The sequence below is a fragment of the Candidatus Thiosymbion oneisti genome (genome assembly GCF_004359955.1).
Taxonomy (GTDB): domain Bacteria; phylum Pseudomonadota; class Gammaproteobacteria; order Chromatiales; family Chromatiaceae; genus Thiosymbion; species Thiosymbion oneisti.
The window spans coordinates 90946-107159 of record NZ_SMSC01000006.1 but is presented as its reverse complement, the minus strand read 5'-3'; the positions used below and the strand labels follow the sequence as shown (position 1 = coordinate 107159).

Annotated in this window: 15 protein-coding genes and 1 pseudogene; 11 read left to right on the top strand and 5 right to left on the bottom strand. The window is 59.7% G+C overall.

Annotated features, from left to right (window positions below; genetic code table 11):
* Window positions 1-35 precede the first annotated feature (35 nt).
* The 8 genes and pseudogenes from E1958_RS04920 (at window position 36) to E1958_RS04885 (ending at window position 5142) form a co-directional block, all read left to right on the top strand.
* On the top strand, window positions 36-275 hold the full coding sequence (locus tag E1958_RS04920; RefSeq protein WP_133510866.1) for an addiction module protein: 240 nt from the start codon (window positions 36-38) through the stop codon (window positions 273-275).
* The gene (locus E1958_RS21885) at window positions 272-586 is read left to right on the top strand and encodes a type II toxin-antitoxin system RelE/ParE family toxin (protein WP_133510865.1); all 315 of its coding nucleotides are present in this window, start codon (window positions 272-274) and stop codon (window positions 584-586) included. Before E1958_RS04920 ends, E1958_RS21885 begins: the two co-directional genes overlap by 4 nt.
* A 281-nt stretch (window positions 587-867) precedes the next feature.
* Window positions 868-1014, top strand: a pseudogene (locus E1958_RS21170) (PIN domain-containing protein); the annotation flags it as partial.
* 178 nt (window positions 1015-1192) lie between these two features.
* Window positions 1193-1714, top strand: coding sequence for a hypothetical protein (locus E1958_RS04905; protein ID WP_133510864.1), 522 nt, complete (start codon window positions 1193-1195; stop codon window positions 1712-1714).
* A gap of 287 nt (window positions 1715-2001) precedes the next feature.
* Window positions 2002-2820 (top strand): CbbQ/NirQ/NorQ/GpvN family protein, encoded by an 819-nt coding sequence (locus E1958_RS04900; protein WP_133510863.1) that lies wholly within the window; start codon window positions 2002-2004, stop codon window positions 2818-2820.
* A 12-nt stretch (window positions 2821-2832) separates the two neighbouring features.
* Window positions 2833-3381: a retropepsin-like aspartic protease family protein gene (locus E1958_RS04895; protein WP_243448446.1), complete on the top strand. Its 549-nt coding sequence runs from the start codon at window positions 2833-2835 to the stop codon at window positions 3379-3381.
* A 367-nt stretch (window positions 3382-3748) separates the two neighbouring features.
* On the top strand, window positions 3749-4669 hold the full coding sequence (locus E1958_RS04890; RefSeq protein ID WP_133510862.1) for a PfkB family carbohydrate kinase: 921 nt from the start codon (window positions 3749-3751) through the stop codon (window positions 4667-4669).
* A gap of 125 nt (window positions 4670-4794) precedes the next feature.
* Window positions 4795-5142, top strand: coding sequence for a phasin family protein (locus tag E1958_RS04885; RefSeq protein WP_133510861.1), 348 nt, complete (start codon window positions 4795-4797; stop codon window positions 5140-5142).
* Between the two features lie 139 nt (window positions 5143-5281).
* Here the strand turns inward: E1958_RS04885 and lgt are convergent, their stop codons facing one another.
* On the bottom strand, window positions 5282-6130 hold the full coding sequence (gene lgt, locus E1958_RS04880) for a prolipoprotein diacylglyceryl transferase (RefSeq protein ID WP_133510860.1): 849 nt from the start codon (window positions 6128-6130) through the stop codon (window positions 5282-5284).
* Window positions 6131-6346: 216 nt separating this feature from the next.
* Window positions 6347-6919 carry a L,D-transpeptidase family protein gene (locus E1958_RS04875; protein WP_243448445.1) on the bottom strand — a complete coding sequence of 191 codons (573 nt, stop codon included), beginning with the start codon at window positions 6917-6919 and terminating at the stop codon, window positions 6347-6349.
* Between the two features lie 580 nt (window positions 6920-7499).
* Here E1958_RS04875 and nhaD point away from each other — a divergent pair.
* From nhaD to lipA, 3 genes are all read left to right on the top strand, one after another.
* Complete coding sequence (gene nhaD, locus E1958_RS04870; protein ID WP_424945066.1) at window positions 7500-8954, top strand: sodium:proton antiporter NhaD; 1455 nt, start codon at window positions 7500-7502, stop codon at window positions 8952-8954.
* A 215-nt stretch (window positions 8955-9169) separates the two neighbouring features.
* Window positions 9170-10735: a trehalose-phosphatase gene (gene otsB, locus E1958_RS04865; RefSeq protein ID WP_133510859.1), complete on the top strand. Its 1566-nt coding sequence runs from the start codon at window positions 9170-9172 to the stop codon at window positions 10733-10735.
* A 139-nt stretch (window positions 10736-10874) separates the two neighbouring features.
* Window positions 10875-11852 carry a lipoyl synthase gene (lipA, locus tag E1958_RS04860; protein ID WP_133510858.1) on the top strand — a complete coding sequence of 326 codons (978 nt, stop codon included), beginning with the start codon at window positions 10875-10877 and terminating at the stop codon, window positions 11850-11852.
* A 462-nt stretch (window positions 11853-12314) separates the two neighbouring features.
* Here lipA and E1958_RS04855 read toward each other — a convergent pair whose 3' ends face one another.
* From E1958_RS04855 to E1958_RS04845, 3 genes are all read right to left on the bottom strand, one after another.
* A complete protein-coding gene (locus E1958_RS04855) occupies window positions 12315-13712 on the bottom strand; it encodes an SUMF1/EgtB/PvdO family nonheme iron enzyme (RefSeq protein WP_133510857.1) in 1398 nt (465 codons plus the stop codon).
* Between the two features lie 447 nt (window positions 13713-14159).
* Window positions 14160-14954, bottom strand: coding sequence for a M48 family metallopeptidase (locus E1958_RS04850; protein WP_133510856.1), 795 nt, complete (start codon window positions 14952-14954; stop codon window positions 14160-14162).
* 712 nt (window positions 14955-15666) lie between these two features.
* Window positions 15667-16164 carry a bactofilin family protein gene (locus tag E1958_RS04845; protein ID WP_165742000.1) on the bottom strand — a complete coding sequence of 166 codons (498 nt, stop codon included), beginning with the start codon at window positions 16162-16164 and terminating at the stop codon, window positions 15667-15669.
* Between the last annotated feature and the right edge of the window lie 50 nt (window positions 16165-16214).

Sequence of the window (16214 nt, the reverse complement as noted above, 5' to 3'; positions counted from 1 at the left end):
GTATGTGACCACACGGCATGAGAGGTGGATCACCAATGACTATTGGGACTGGGACAGTCGAGGAGTTGGCACTGGACCTCGATCCCGAACGCCGGGCGAGACTTGCCGGCTTGTTGATTGAGAGTCTTGATGATGCCGAGTCGGTAGATGAGGTGGAAATCGAACGACTCTGGCTCAGGGAGGCGGAACATCGCTGTCGCCAAATCGATGCCGGCGAGGTGGAACTGATTCCAGCGCAGGATGTGCTCGACGGTCTCCGTAACCACAGCCGGTGAAAAACGTCTGTTTCGAACCTCTCGCCGAACACGAGTTGGCCGGAGCGGTCGGCTACTATGACGACAAGGGCCCTGGACTTGGCGATGGTCTCTTGACCGAAGTTAGCACGGCACTTCATCAACTGTCCGGGGCGCCTTTTTCTTGCCCAGTTGTTTATGGGGAGCTCCGCCGCAAACCCCTTTTCAGATTCCCTTATTCCCTCATCTATCGCATTGTGAACCATGAGGTACAGATCGTTGCTGTCATGCACCGGCGCAGAGGGCCTGTGTACGTAGCTGAAAGACTCAGAGGCGTAGATTCCGACGGCTAGAGGCAGTTGACATTTCTGAGCCCGCGTAGGGCGGATAAGCTTGCGCCATTCGCCGTATGCTCTTATATCCGCAGATTACGCAGATGAAGAAAGAAACAATCTGTGAAAATCTGCGTAATCTGCGGATTCAAAAAGCGAACGCGACTTTGGTTCCTGTACCGAGGCGGTGGGCACAGCCCACCCTATACGGGAGGTCAGCGCCATCCGGCGGGTGACGGCGCGCCCACCGCCGCGGTAATCGCGGCGCTTGGCGCACGCGCCTGACCCGCCCTACGGGCTCGGGTACGCCCATTGGCGGCAACGACATGCTCATCGCCGCCCATGCCCTGACGCTCGGTCTGATCCTGGTCACCGCAAATGAGCGAGCATTCTCCCGCGTACCGGGTCTATCCGTGGAAAACTGGCTTGAACCTAAGAATCCGCATTGATATGTCGTTTTGTCGTTAGTGATTATAAATAAAGGTAGCGACATCAAAGCCGGTTTGTTACTTTCTGACGTGCCGCCACCGGACGGATGAGTATTCGTCCTGCACGGGTCATGTGTTGTGGCCCATGCGTCTTCCGGCTGGCACAAACCAACCGTCAATCCCAAAGAGGTATGAAATTATGCTCAGAAGAAAAGGCGTTGTGACGCTCGCTACCTTCGCGCTGGCCATTGGCCTTTCGTCCGTCGCAGTGTCCGTGCCGGCGGCATCGGCATGCAAGGGCCTCGAACGGGGCCCGTGCGAAAGGAAAGGTTGCAGCTGGGTAGAGTCGTACAGGCGCAAGGACGGCGTAGATGTCGCTGGTCACTGTAAATCCAAACCCTACAAATCGGTCGAGTCGGACGACAAAAAGAAGCTCGAACACAAGAGTAAGTCGGTCGGGTCCGACCCCAAGGAAAGGTTCGATAGCAAAAGCAAATCGGTCAGGTCTGACTACGAGAAGGGGGTTGATAGCAAGAGCAAGTCGGTTGAGTCAAGCGCTAAGAAGAAACTCGATAGCGAGAGCAAGTCGGTCGAGTCAGGCGCTAAGAAGAGACTCGATAGCAAGGGCAAATCAGCCAAGTCAGGCGACAAGAAAAAGTCTGAATCCAAGAAGAAGAAAAGCGAGAAGACAAGCAAAAAGAAGTCCGACAAGACGATCTAGCCTATAGAGCGGACGGGTTGCGTTACGACGCACCAAGGCCCGCTGATCGTCTGCCGTGGCCGTGCCGGCGTCTTAACGCAACCTACGCCCGCACTACCTCCGCGCGGCCTGCGCGCCCGACCACATGCGCCGCGTAGGTTGGGTAAAGGGCGTAGGATGCGGTGAGCGCGGGAGATCCTTCAGGATGGCACTGCCGGATGGCGCGAACCGCATCAATGGATGGCCCGTGCCCAACACCGATGTTGGGCACGCCGATTGAGGCCGGGTTCTGAAACAGGAGACCGTCGGTGCAGCAGGTGTTGCGGATACTGAAGCCCGAGGAGTACTTCATCGAGGAGGAACCCTACTACGAGTCCGTGGGCAACGAGATTGCGGTGTTCGAGGCCGCCTACCGCAACGGGTTGCCGGTGCTGTTGAAGGGGCCTACCGGTTGTGGCAAGACGCGCTTCATGGAACATATGGCCTGGCGACTCAAGCGGGCACTGATAACCGTCTCCTGTCACGATGACCTGACCGCTTCTGACCTGGTGGGCCGCTTCCTGGTCAAGGGCGGCGAGACCATCTGGGTCGACGGTCCCCTGGCGCGGGCGGTGCGTGCCGGGGGGATCTGCTATCTGGATGAGATCGTGGAGGCGCGCAAGGATACCACCGTCGTCATCCATCCCCTGGCCGATGACCGGCGGGTGTTACCCATGGAAAAGGCCGGGGAGCTGTTGGCGGCGCCCGATGATTTTTGCCTTGCCATCTCCTACAATCCCGGCTACCAAAGCGTGCTCAAGGACCTCAAGCAGAGCACGCGCCAACGCTTCGTAGCCCTGGAGTTCGACTACCCGGAGGCCGGGTTGGAGCAGCGGATCCTGGAGAAGGAGACCGGTGTAGCCCCGGAGCAGGCACGCCGGCTGGTCAAGTTCGCCCACATGACCCGCAACCTCAAGGGCCAGGGCCTGGACGAGGGGGCCTCGACGCGGCTGTTGGTCCACGCCGCCAAGCTGATCGTCTCCGGCGTTGCCCCGGTCACTGCCTGCCGGAGCGCCATCGCCCAGGCCCTGACCGATGATGCGGATATGCTGGCGGCGGTCTACGAGCTCAGTGCCTCGCTTTTCTGATGGTCGGTCCCTATGTTCACCGTTATGAATCGGGATTTGCCCCGCACTGACGATCTGCCTTCACGGCTCGGCCGGATCATGCTGTTCGCGGCCTGGGTGGTGGGGCTGGCTATACTTGCCCTGTTCTTCCAACGCCTGCTCAACGATCAGGAGAACCCGAACCGGGATCTCCAGGTGGCCCCGGACGCGCAGGGTCGTCCCCAGGTAATCCTGCAACGCAATCGGTCCGGGCACTACGTAGCCAATGGCCGGATCAATGGTGAGCCGGTCGTCTTTCTCCTCGATACGGGCGCCACGGACGTTGCACTCCCGCTCCGGGTGGCACGCCGGCTCGGTGTGCCCTTGGGTGCGGCACGCATGGCCAAGACGGCGAACGGCAATATCCGGATCTGGAGCACGCGGCTCGGCAGCGTCGACCTGGGAGGTCTGACGGCCCGCCGCGTGCAGGCGTCGGTGTTGCCCAATATGCCGGGGGAGGAGGTTCTGCTGGGGATGAGCTACCTGAAGCGGTTCGAGCTCATACAGCGCGGCAAGACCCTGACCTTGCGTGCCCCGAAGTAAGGCCGGATGGGGACACGCAACTGCGATTTTGCCGCGGAACCCCGGATCGATGCCGCGAGTACATCTGTGGATAAAAAGCTGGAAACAAGGATAGAAAGCAACAGGTTACATCGATGCATCGGGCATCCGAACCGGACCATGAAGGAGCCGTATAGTTGCGTGCGCATGTTTCGGCGCTCGAAGGTCCCAGCTCACGGAAGCATTCGCCACAAATCAACGCAATTGAACGCAACGGGATCAAGAACCCCCGATGATGGCGAGCCGATTGTGACCGATTTGCGTTTATTTGCGTTCATTTGCGGCAAAAAAATGATTCCCATGTTATCGGTACTTCGATACTGCTGTATTCGTTTTCTACCGATGCGCCATGACTGAGCGGCGTCGGCGTATCCTCGTGGTAGGTGTCGCCGCCCTGGATATCATCAATGAGGTGGCGGCCTACCCGGCGGAGGATGCGGAGCTACGTGCCCTGGATCGGCGCATCGTCAGGGGTGGCAATGCCGCCAATACCCTGGCGGTGCTCAGCCAGTTGGGCCATGCCTGCGCCTGGGCGGGGACCCTGGGTAAGGACGCCGAGGGGACGTGGGTCCTTAAGGACCTGGAACGCCGCGGCATCGACACCGGATCTTGCGTCTTCCATCCGCACGGCAGCACACCCACCTCCTACGTGGTCCTGAGCCGGGCCAACGGCAGCCGCACTATCATCCACTATCGTGATCTACCCGAGCTGTCGGCGTCCGACTTCGCCCGGATCCGACCCGCCGGCTATGATTGGGTGCACTTCGAGGGCCGTGATCCCAAGGAGATTGCGGCCATGCTGCGGGACTGCGCCCGGCGCTTCCCAGAGACCGGGGTTTCACTGGAGGTCGAGAAGCCGAGGCCCGGGATCGAGACCCTGTTCACAGGGCCGGATGTCCTGATTTTCTCCCGCCACTATGCCCGGAGCCGCGGGTATGCAGACCCGCGCCGCTTCCTGTGCGATCAATGGGGCCACACGGATGCCAGGCTGCTGATCCTGCCCTGGGGCGAGACCGGGGCCTATGCCCAACCCCGCGACGGAGAGGTCTGCTTCGCGCCTGCCCATAGACCGCCGCTGGTCAGGGATACCCTGGGGGCTGGGGATGTCTTCAACGCCGCGGTAATCGACGGTCTGCTCGCCGGGCTCGCCCCGCCGGCACTGCTCGACCACTGCAATGCACTGGCCGGCCACAAGTGCGGCCTCCTGGGATTGGACGATTTGATAGCGAGTGCCCGCGCGGCGGGGGTCCTACGACCGATGCCTGTCTAGGGTTCGACAGGTGACGACGCGATCCCTTGACAAAGCCGTTTGGGGATATTATTGTGCAGTGCAGCAATTGTTGCACCGCAGCAATTGCTGGAGGTTACCTATTTTTCACACAGCGGAGATACACCATGAACGCGGAAAAGAATTTTGACATGACAAAAGAGATGGGCGGCAAGGCCATGGAGAACGTGCACAAGCTCGCCGAGCTCAACATGGAGACCTTGAAGGAGATCATTTCCAGCCAGATGGAAACCGTCGAATTCGTGATGGATCAGGCCAAGCGCCAGATGGAGCTGGCCACCAAGGTCAAAGACTTTAAGGGCTTGAAAGACCTCCAGGCCACGGTGGCGAAGGAAACCGGCGATCGCCTGATGGATGATGCCAAGAAGGGCATGGAGAGGATGAGCGGGATCCGGGATAAATACGTTACCTTTGTCAAAGAAGCGACCAGTTCTCTGAAAAGTTCCGCAAACTGAACATGTGACGGGGGAGAATCGGGTTTGTCCCGGCAACCCAAGGCAGTTGCCGGGTCGGAGGTTTGCCCCCTTTCGCTTCTCGCGAGAAGAACAGGTGGCCCGGCGCAAGCCGGGCCTTTTTATGGCAGGGGCGACCGCTTCACGGCCTTTTCACGGCCTTCGATGGCCGGATGCTCCGGTAGGCCAGTATCAGCAAAAGCACTCCCAATAAGACCATCGGCAGGGTCAGGACCTGGCCCATGGTCAGCCAGTCGAAGGCGAGATAACCGATGTGAGCGTCCGGCTGGCGGACAAACTCGACCAGCAAGCGAAAGACGCCGTAACCGAGCAGAAACATACCCGACACGGCCATGGTCGGCCGCGGTCTGGCGGAGAAGATCCATAGGGTCAGAAACAGGGCCGGGCCCTCCAATGCGGCCTCGTAGAGCTGGGAGGCATGCAGCGGTGGGCTCCACGTGGTGCCCGGCGGTAGTCCCCCGCAATACTCGCCGAATCGCTCGCAGGGGACGCGCATACCCCAGGGGGCGTCGGTAGGATGTCCCCACAGCTCCCCGTTGATGAAGTTGCCGATCCGCCCGGTGAATAAGGCCAGCGGCACCAAGGGGGCGACGAAATCCGTGACCTGCCAAAAGCCTATGCCGCGGCGGCGGCTGAAGAGCCACAGCGTGATAAATACCCCGATCAGGCCGCCGTGGAAGGACATGCCGCCTTCCCAGACCTTGAACAGGTTCCAGGGGTTGGCGATCAGCTGATCGAGGCCGTAGAAGAACATGTAACCCAGGCGGCCCCCCAGAATGGTCCCGAGGATACCGTAGAAGACCACATCGTCCACCATGCGGGCATCCCACCCGGAGCCGGGATCCGAGGCGCGGTAACGACCGAGCACCCAGATGCCGAAGAAGCCCAACAGGTACATGAGTCCGTACCAGTGGACCTTGAGCGGCCCCAGGGAGAGGGCGACGGGATCGAGTTGCGGATAGTCGAACATGCAAACCACTTGTAAGGTTCAGATGCGAACCGAGTACAGCCCTACTGAAGTACCGATAACATAGGAATCATTTTTTCCGCAAATGAACGCGAATCAACGCAAATCGCTCGCAATTGCTCCATTCAGGTAGATTTGCGGCTATTTGCGTTTATTTGCGGACAAATTTTTTGGCTCGTTCCCACGCTGGAGAGGCTGATTTGTGGGGACACCTCAGGCTCAGGGTAGGATCTTGATCGGTGTGCCGTAACGAACCAACCGCCAGATCTCGTCCATCTCGTGGTTCTGGACGGCGATGCAACCATTGGTCCAGTCCCGGGTCAGGTACCGCTCCTTGAACTTGGCGGACCGGATGTGGTTGGGTTGGCCGTGGATCATGATCATGCCGCCCGGGTCATACCCCCTGAGGCGAGCGAATCGGATATCCCATTTATTGGGATAGGAGATATGGATGGACTTGTAGAAACGGCTGTTGGGATTGCGCCAATCGAGGAAGTAATTGCCTTCCGGTGTCCGCTCGTCACCTTGTCGTACCTTATGGCCCCACGGCCGCTCGCCGAGCGCGACGCGGTATTCGCGCAACACCTCGCCGTTCCGAATGAGTGTCAGCCTACGCTTCGATTTTTCGACCACCACCTGGTCGGCCGCCCGGATCCGCCTCTTGGGTTGTTCACTACCGGCGCAGCCGGCGAGCATGACGACCACTACCGCGACGAGGAACAGGGCCACATACGTCCACCGGCGGGGGGCGGCAGGACGTCGGCAAGCGGCCGAAGTGGGCACCGCAATCATGACATTACTCCGGGGCATCTTAAAAACAGGGTTTTCGTCAACAGTGCGATTGAGTAATCAACTTGATTGGTGAAAATACCTCTTTTTCAAGCTGCCCTCCAAATGGGCCAACGGACGATTCCCGTTAGCGATCCGAACCCGAAAGCGGTCCTGCGACGCCGCATGGTACTACAAAGCCGCCCCGCTTTTTATTTTGGTCACGGGGGAAAGGGGAGGCGAGCGTGTGTAAAGCTTCCTGCTTTGCGTCTCTGGTACGCTGGGCCAAACCTGGTCAGTCGAGCGACCTGTAAAGGTGGTTGCCATTGAGCTTTCCGCCATTGAGCTTTCCAGAGGCTTGAATCCGTGCATGTCCAATCCATCCGGTGAACGAATTTGCTTGCGGGGAGTTGTTGTTGCTGTGAGATGGAACCTTGGCTAGGATGCGTGCGAATCGACTCCCTGGGCGGGTGCCGGACGCTGGTGATTTTATCGTCCTGTCCTTGCCGACCCCTCCCAGGCATTTTCAGCCGGTGGCGGCTTGCCTAAGTGCCATTCACCTTAATCCATATCTTACGAAATATAACCACATAAGGAGGAGAGCATGAAAAAGGTTTTGACTGCCATGCTGCCGCTTATGGCCCTGCTCAGCACCTTTCCCGCAGCCGTTTCGGCCGCTGCCGGCGGGGGCGGGGAACAGCTCGATCTTACCAATCACTTTGTGGGCTTCACGGCCTTGGTGGTTTTCATCGTGGCCTACGGTTTCGTGATGGCCGAGGAGTTCACCCATCTGCGTAAGTCCAAGCCGGTGTTGCTTGCGGCCGGCATCATCTGGGCCATGATCGCGGCTGTCTACGCGCACCATGGCCTGCCCCACGCTGCGGAACAGGCGGTTCGGCACAACATCCTGGAGTATGCCGAGCTCTTCCTATTCCTGCTCGTGGCCATGACCTACATCAACGCCATGGACGAGCGGCTGGTGTTCGATGCCCTGCGCGCCTGGCTGGTACGGTCCGGTTTTTCCTACCGCAAGCTCTTCTGGTTCACGGGCGTGCTCGCCTTTTTCATCTCGCCGGTGGCCGACAACCTGACTACGGCGCTGCTCATGTGTGCGGTGGTGTTGGCGGTGGGTCGGGACAATCCGCGCTTCGTCACCATTGCCTGCATCAATATCGTGGTAGCGGCCAACGCCGGTGGGGCATTCAGTCCCTTCGGCGACATCACGACGCTGATGGTCTGGCAGAAGGGGATCGTCGATTTCCAGACCTTCTTTTTATTGTTCGTTCCTTCCGTGGTCAACTGGGTGATCCCGGCCGCCGTCATGCACTTTGCGGTGCCCGATGAGCAACCACCGGCCTCCGGTGAAGTCGTTACCATGAAGCGGGGGGCGAAACGGGTCATCCTCCTGTTTCTGTGCACCATCGCCACCGCCGTCAGCTTCCACAATTTTCTCCATTTGCCGCCCATGGTCGGGATGATGACCGGTCTGGCTTATCTCAAGTTATTCGGGTATTACTTGAAGAAGACCTTCGATCAGAGGGCCGCCTATAAACGGCGCAAGACCGATCTCAATCAGCTCGAGCTCGGCGACGTGGTGCCCTTCGATGTCTTCAAGAATATCGCCCGTGCCGAATGGGATACCTTGATGTTCTTCTACGGCGTCATCCTCTGTGTCGGCGGCTTGGGCCTCATCGGTTACCTGGCGTTGACGTCGGAGGTGATGTATGTGGAATGGGGGGCCACCCAGGCCAATGTGATGGTGGGTATTCTGTCTGCAATCGTAGACAATATCCCCGTCATGTTCGCGGTGCTGACGATGCAACCCGACATGTCCATGGGCCAGTGGCTGTTGGTGACCCTGACCGCCGGGGTGGGCGGCAGCTTGCTCTCTATCGGCTCGGCGGCGGGGGTGGCCCTGATGGGACAGGCACGCGGCCTGTACACCTTCTTCAGCCATCTGAAGTGGACACCGGTCATCGCACTCGGATACGCGGCCAGCATTCTGGTCCATTTCTGGGTCAACGATAGCCAATTTTCGATCCCCCCGCTTTTACCGTAGATCCCGGACCTGGGGGTGAGCACACATAGCGCTTTCCGGAAATATGGTCTTGCGGACCTGTCTGCCTGTAGCAGCTACCTGCGGGCAGGTAAGGCAGACAGGTGCCACCGCCCGTTGCCCAATCAAAGAACGCAGGCAGCTGCGACAATCTGCGTATCTGATCAGGATTTCAACTGCAACTCCGATGGAACGGTTGGACTATAAAGGCCCACGCCATGCGTGTACCTGAGCTCACCGTCTTGCGCGAGGAGATCGATGCCGCGATCTTCAATCTGGATGGTGTCGTCACCCAGATCGCCAAGCTCCAGGCCAGTGCCTGGAAGCGCCTTTTCGACACCTATCTGCGCGAACGCTCCTCCCAGCAGGGCGAGGACTACAGATACTTCGATAGCGCCCTCGACTATCGGCGCTACATCGACGGTAGACCTCGCTACCAGGCCATAAAGCACTTTCTTCTGGCTCGCCATATCGACTTGCCCAAGGGGGAATCCGACGATCCTCCGGAACGTGACACCATTTGCGGTCTTGGCAACCGCAAGAACCTGATCTTCGACCAAATCGTCGAGGAAAAGGGCGTAAGGGTTTACGGTTGTACCATTGCCCTTATCCATCGCCTGCGTAAGGCGGGCATCAAGACGGCCGTGGTCTCCGCGAGCAAGCACTGCGACCTGGTTCTGGAACAGGCCAAGATCACCGACCTGTTCGACACCCGAATCGACGGAATGGAGGCCGAGCGCCTCGATCTGGACAGCAAGCCGGACCCGGACATTTTTCTGGAAGCCGTGCGCCGCCTGGGCGTGGTACCTGCAAGAACCGTCGTGTTCGAAGACACGGTCGTCGGGATTACCGCCGGCAAGCGCGGACGTTTCGCCCTTGTCATCGGTGTCGACCACGGGGGATGGAACCGGAAGACGCGGCAGCATGGTGCAGACCGCGTGGTCCGGGATCTGTGCCGCGTCGATGTCGAAGGAACCGACATCGACAGGTGTTCGTCCCCTCGGCCTTTGACGGATGTGGCCTGGGTCTCGAAGCAGCTGGCGGGGAAACGCCCGGCGCTGTTTCTGGATTACGGGGGAACCTTGGCGCCCATCCATGATCGACCGGAGGATGCCCGGCTCTCCGAGGACATGCGCCTGATTCTACGCAGCGTCGCCCGGGTGGCGCAGGTCGTGGTGGTCAGTGGCCGTGATCTCGATGAGGTGTCCGAGCTGGTGGGGCTCCAAGAGATCACCTACGCGGGCAGCCATGGCCTGGAGATCCGGGGTCCGGATTTGCGCTTGGAGCTCCCCGAGGGCATCGATGCCTTGGATGACTTGGATCGGGCCTCGGTGGATCTGACCGCAGCACTGAAGACCATCCCCGAAGCGCGCCTGACGCGCAAGCGTTTTGCCATTGTCGTCCATTACCGCCGGCAGGCCGGCGGGGGTTCGGACGCGGTGGAATCCGCCGTCAAGCGTGTGCAGGCGCACTTTCCACGTCTGCACCTGACCGGCGGCAAAGAGGTGATCGAGCTGCTGCCGGATATCGACTGGGATAAGGGCCGGGCGGTACGCTGGTTGTTGTCGGAGCTGGGACTGGACGGTCCGGAGGTCCTGCCCCTCTATGTGGGCGATGATGTGACTGACGAAGACGCCTTTCGAGCCGTGCGCGGTCGTGGCCTGGGCATCCTGGTGTCAGACCGACCCCAACCCAGCGCCGCCCTCTACCGGGTACGCGACACGGACCATGTGGCTGAATTGCTCCGACACTTGGCCGAGACGCAGCCCACGCTCGGTGGGTAGTGGTGAGTTTTTAAGTGGTTAGTAGTGGGTAGGCTGGGTTGAGCCTGCCTGTGCGTCCTTGCACGCAGACAGGGAACGAAACCCAGCATTTACGGGAAGCCTAGTTTGCCAGGACAACCGAATTGCTAAAAGACCCTCCATGACAGACCCGAATTTCCTGACTGCCCCTTCACGCGCTACCCCCGAGACCCACCGGCGGGGTGGGGACAAGGTTGCGCGTATCCCGGTCACGGTGGAGGCGGGCGGGGCGCCTCTGCGCAAACCCCTATGGATTCGGGCCAAGGCGCCGCTCGGACCGGGTGTCACGCGCATCAAGCGGCTGTTGCGCGCGGGCAAGCTCACCACCGTGTGCGAGGAGGCCCGGTGCCCGAACCTGGGGGAGTGCTTCGGGCACGGCACCGCTACCTTTATGATCCTCGGGGATCTGTGTACCCGTCGTTGCCCCTTCTGCGACGTGGCCCACGGCAGGCCCCGGCCACCGGACCCGAACGAGCCGGGACATCTGGCCCGGTCCATCGCCGCCATGGGGCTTAAGTATGTGGTTATCACCGCCGTGAACCGGGACGATCTGCGCGACGGCGGTGCCGGTCATTTCGCGGACTGTTTGCGGGCCGTGCGCACCAGGACCCCGGACACCAGGCTGGAGGTGCTGGTGCCCGACTTCCGGGGGCGGGAGGCAGTGGCCCTGGACGCCTTCGCAGGGGAGGCGGTACCGGACGTCTTCAATCACAATCTCGAGACCGTACCCAGGTTCTACCGCCGGGTCCGTCCCGGCGCCGACTATCGGGGCTCGTTGCAGTTACTCCGAGATTTCAAGGCGCGCCATCCGGAGGTGCCGACCAAGTCGGGACTGATGTTGGGTCTGGGCGAAGAGCAGGCCGAGGTCCTCAGGGTCATGACCGACCTGCGCGCCCACGGGTGCGACCTGTTGACCCTGGGGCAATACCTGCAACCCAGCCCTTCCCATCTGCCGGTGCTGCGCTATTGGACACCGGAGGAATTCGAGAGGTTAGGCGCCATCGGTGAGGCCATAGGTTTCGCCAAGGTGGCCAGCGGGGCCATGGTGCGCTCGTCCTATCATGCCGATCGTCAGGCCGCGGAGATCATGGATATTTGAGAAGCCGTGTTGGGTAAAACGGATCCTAGTACCTAGTTTCTGTCGATATTGCTGTTTCTCTCGTTCCCACGCGCCGCGTGGGAACGCGGAAGCTCCGCGCCGCGGAGTGTCTCGGAGCGGACCGCTGGGATGTTGCGGCCATCTAGCCTGTGAAAACCGTTGGTTAGTGCAGATAACAACCGGAAACAGAACCACGGATGAACACGGATCGACACGGATTGGTCTCCATCCGTGTCTATCCGTGTCTATCCGTGGTTCGAGATAGCGAGGATTAGATCGTTTGTTAATTGAGAACACCCCCTAGCAATATCGATCGAAACTAGGTACTAGTTCTATACGGCTTTATATCCGCAGATTACGCAGATTTTCACAGATTAAAAATGAAATAATCTGCGGAAATCTGCGTAATCTGCGGATTCAAAATGCGAATTTGCACAGGGACAAAACACAGAGAACAAAGGGTCATAACTCCCTGGCGAGACGAAAACCAAGACCGTCGTCCGCTTCATCGGTGGAGCCCCTGTCCCGGAACGCCGACCGGAGGAACCTAGGAAGGTCGTACCAGCCACCGCCGCGAACCACACGCCCGGCGCAGTCGCCGCCGTTCCCCTGACCCCAAGCACTGCCGTCGGACGGGGCACCCCGGTAGTTCTTGTGCCAGCAATCCTGGGTCCATTCCCAGATATTGCCGGCGATCTCATGGAGCCCCCAGGGATTGGCCGGCAAGCTGCCGGCCGGGACCATCTGTTCCCGGTAGATCCCGGTCTTGGTCCCATAGGCATTGTAGCCCATGTTGCCCTTGTAGTTGGCCTGGTCGGTGTGGATACAGTCGCCGGTCCAGAAGGGGGTCGAGGTACCGGCCCGGGCGGCGTATTCCCACTCGGCCTCGGTAGGCAAACGGTAGCTCTCGCCGGTCTGATCACTCAACCAGGCCGCATATGCCGTGGCGTCCTTCCAGGTAACATTGATTACCGGCTGCTGGCCCTGTCCCCAGCCCTCATCGCCCGGCTTCTTGCGCCCTGTGGCCGCGGCGAAGCGGTCGTATTCGGCGAAGGTAACCTGAGTACGGCCCATGGCGAAGGGACGCAGCGTCACCTCATGGACCGGTCCCTCAGCAGTATGGCGCCCAGGCTCATCGGTGGGGGAGCCCATTTGGAAGCTACCACCGGGGATGACAACCATTCTCGGTCCCTGTGAACCATCCTTGAGGGCATCGTGGAAAACTCCCAGGGGGGCAAGCGGACCTTTAGTTTGCTCCGAGGCCAGCGATACCGGCGATATTGGCGTCCCAGTCTGTGACGGAATTGGCGCAATATCGTCTGGAACAGACCCCTGGTCCGGCGGCGGAGACGGATCAGATGGCGACGAGGGTGAGCTACCGGCTTTGGAAGTGTCTGCCGGTTGATCCTGAGCGGGGTTTGGTGCAGGCTTTGGCTCTGGTGTCGAAGGCAGATCGGGCGTCGAGGGTGGACCAACGATCCTGGCAATGTCTGCCAGCAGGGCTTGGAACACATCGGCATCCCGAGTGCCTGTCCAACCCACCAGGCTGCGGGTGTGGATATTGTAGAATCTCAGGGGAAGCTTGATGTCCTCATCGATTCGTATGGAGACGAATTTTCCCTGATCTTTCGCCCAAGCCGATTCGGCGCGCACCCACTCGGAGACCACCGAGTGTTGCGACCACACAGTGACGACACACCGCACCTTTTCCAGCGTGCTCTCGATGAGCTCGTCGAAGGATTCGCCGGCGCGAATCTCCAGATCCCACCAGACCTCATAGCCCTCGGCGGTCAGGGCATCCACCAGGAGCTCGACCCGTCGGCGGTCCTGTTGTGAGTAGCTGATGAAGATGTCGGCCATGTCTCGCAGGTCCTGCTCCTCGTTCTCTCGCCCGGCGGACGTGGATCAAATCAAGAAGGATAACCCTATGGCAACTCAAGGTGATCGGTAACCACATCCTCTCATCCGCGGATTACCCAGATTCCCACAATGCCATCAAGTCAGCTGCCGGGGCTTCGGGGCCACCGAATGATAATCACAGATGAAACAAGCTGTTGGCAGATAAATAAATCGGAGCGGTCGGGTAATCTACCGGACTTTTTGGAGTGCGCCGGCAAGGCGCTGCGGTCTGGTCGGCCTGCGGCGGTGTGCACTCCGAGTGCGGTATCTGCTCAAGGATCGGTGGTGCGGCATTTCCTACGCAGCGCGGCGACGGCGCTTTGGTTCTTGGGCGGTCCGAGTATCTAGTACAGTCGAACTAGTCCCGACGCAGGAGGGATCTTTTCCCTCCGGACAACGCCAAATCATTCAGGACCGCTTCGCCCGCTTATATTCCTGCAGGGCCTTGGGCATCAGGCGCTTGAGCGCGGCAATTCTTGTCTTGTCAAGGGGGTGAGTGCTGAGGAACTCCAATGGCTTGCCGCCACGCTTGCGGCCATACTCCGCAAAGCGTTGCCAGAATGCGACGGCCTGCCGCGGATCGTAACCGGCCCGCGCCATGTAGAGCAGGCCTACATGATCGGCCTCCAGCTCCTGCTTGCGTGAGTAGGGGAGCGCGACACCGACCGTCGTCCCGAGACTGTAGGCCTGCATGACCATATCGTGGGTAGCCTTGTTCTGCCCCAGCGCACCGGACAGTACCGAGCCCCCCACGTCGATCAGCATGGATTGAGACATGCGTTCCGCGCCATGACGGGCGGTGACGTGAGCGATCTCGTGGGCAATGACGGTGGCGAGCCCGGCCTCGTTCTTGGTGATCGGAAGTATGCCGGTATAGACCCCGACCTTCCCTCCGGGCAGGGCAAAGGCATTGGCGCTGTCCGAGTCCTTGAACAGCACGAACTCCCACTGGGCGTGTGGCACTTTCGCCACCGCGGCGATCCTCTTTCCGACCCGCTGCAGCCGCTTCGCTTGAGATCCCGAGGTGACGATAGGCTCCTTGCGTTTCATTTCTCGAAACGCTTGAAATCCGAGCTTGGTCTCCTGGGCTGAGTCGATAAGGATGAGCTGGGAGCGGCCCGTCTCCGGCGCCGTCGTGCAGGCGGTCAGAGTTGCGACCGCTACTGCGGTCACCAGAAAAACAAATCGCTTTGAGACATGCATTGTCCTGTTCTCTCCTCATTGATCAGCGATTTAAAAATCGGCACGTTGGGAGTAAGCTGTGCCTGAGTGCGGGTGATTTGACAACCCTGCACGGGGTGGAACGATTTCAAGCGCCGGCGCGAAGGTCGCATTGGGGCGTCGAGAACTGTCGGCTATGGCATCGGTGTCAGCGATCGCATGCTCGATCCGGAGCAACCGGCAACCTTGGACGAGCACCTAACCGGAAAATGCTTTTTATCTAAAAAAGTTACCGCGATTTTATTATGTACGATTACAAATTCCGTCACAAAGACCCTTCCTTTAAGGAAACCAAACATTTCCCGCGTAAGATGCTTCTACTCGCCGTCGGGCTCGCACTTGTGGCCGGGGTCCTGTACGGAATCATTTTCCAGGGGCCAGCCCGGCACAGCGGATCGGAAGTATCGGAAACGGACTCGGACATCATCCCACTGTCGCTACCCCCCTACACCGGGCCGAAAGAAAACACTCGACCCATCGACTCCGCTTCCACTTCCCGGCAGAGATCCTGACGGAAGGTCCTCAAAATCCGGTACATGCTAAGGCCATGGCAAGGACTGCATAGATTCCCAGTACGGGAGAGCGGACTTTCCGGTCCAAGTGCTTAAACGCAGCTTCCCGATCTACGACTTACGCGGACGGCAAGTGATATTCTGGCGGATGTCGGGCCCCCAATAGAGGGTCCCGAGTAGCTTCATGTCTCCGCACTGCTCCGGAGATCCGAACCGACGTCGTTACTAGCGGTCTTATCCGAGGCGACGGTTTTCCGAGCCGGATCTTTTCTATCTCCGGTCTGTTCCTTTCCTTCACTTTGATTCAGCAACGGGGAAGTTTGATGTTCGTCTATCCGCACCAGCTCTCCGTTGATCTCCGCGCCTTCCGGCACCTGGAGCCTGCTATAATGGACTTTGCCCTCAATGCGCGCCCCCGATTTCAACTCGGCACGGTACGCAGCCCGAACGTCGCCTCTGATGGTGCCATCGAGCACAACATGCGCAACGTCGACGTTACCCTCGATTACACCGGACGGTCCAAGGGTCAAAGCACACCCATCCGACGACTGTTCTTTGATGTCGCCTACCACCTTTCCATCAATGTGCAGCGCGCCGACGAAGTGAACTTTCCCCACGATCTCGGTACCCTCGCCAACGATCGAGCTATAAGCCGGTGGTTGCTGTCTCTTATTTCTCATTGGCATTTTCCCGCCCTTGTGATTGTTCCAAAGCCCGAAAAGTTACGAAA

Coding starts and splice junctions, on each gene's coding strand:
- otsB (WP_133510859.1), top strand. CDS start 9,170: ATGCGTGTACCTGAGCTCACCGTCTTGCGCGAGGAGATCGATGCCGCG.
- E1958_RS04885 (WP_133510861.1), top strand. CDS start 4,795: ATGAACGCGGAAAAGAATTTTGACATGACAAAAGAGATGGGCGGCAAG.
- E1958_RS04905 (WP_133510864.1), top strand. CDS start 1,193: ATGCTCAGAAGAAAAGGCGTTGTGACGCTCGCTACCTTCGCGCTGGCC.
- E1958_RS04890 (WP_133510862.1), top strand. CDS start 3,749: ATGACTGAGCGGCGTCGGCGTATCCTCGTGGTAGGTGTCGCCGCCCTG.
- E1958_RS04845 (WP_165742000.1), bottom strand. CDS start 16,164: ATGAGAAATAAGAGACAGCAACCACCGGCTTATAGCTCGATCGTTGGC.
- nhaD (WP_424945066.1), top strand. CDS start 7,500: ATGAAAAAGGTTTTGACTGCCATGCTGCCGCTTATGGCCCTGCTCAGC.
- E1958_RS04895 (WP_243448446.1), top strand. CDS start 2,833: ATGTTCACCGTTATGAATCGGGATTTGCCCCGCACTGACGATCTGCCT.
- E1958_RS04875 (WP_243448445.1), bottom strand. CDS start 6,919: ATGATTGCGGTGCCCACTTCGGCCGCTTGCCGACGTCCTGCCGCCCCC.
- lgt (WP_133510860.1), bottom strand. CDS start 6,130: ATGTTCGACTATCCGCAACTCGATCCCGTCGCCCTCTCCCTGGGGCCG.
- lipA (WP_133510858.1), top strand. CDS start 10,875: ATGACAGACCCGAATTTCCTGACTGCCCCTTCACGCGCTACCCCCGAG.
- E1958_RS04850 (WP_133510856.1), bottom strand. CDS start 14,954: ATGCATGTCTCAAAGCGATTTGTTTTTCTGGTGACCGCAGTAGCGGTC.
- E1958_RS04920 (WP_133510866.1), top strand. CDS start 36: ATGACTATTGGGACTGGGACAGTCGAGGAGTTGGCACTGGACCTCGAT.
- E1958_RS04855 (WP_133510857.1), bottom strand. CDS start 13,712: ATGGCCGACATCTTCATCAGCTACTCACAACAGGACCGCCGACGGGTC.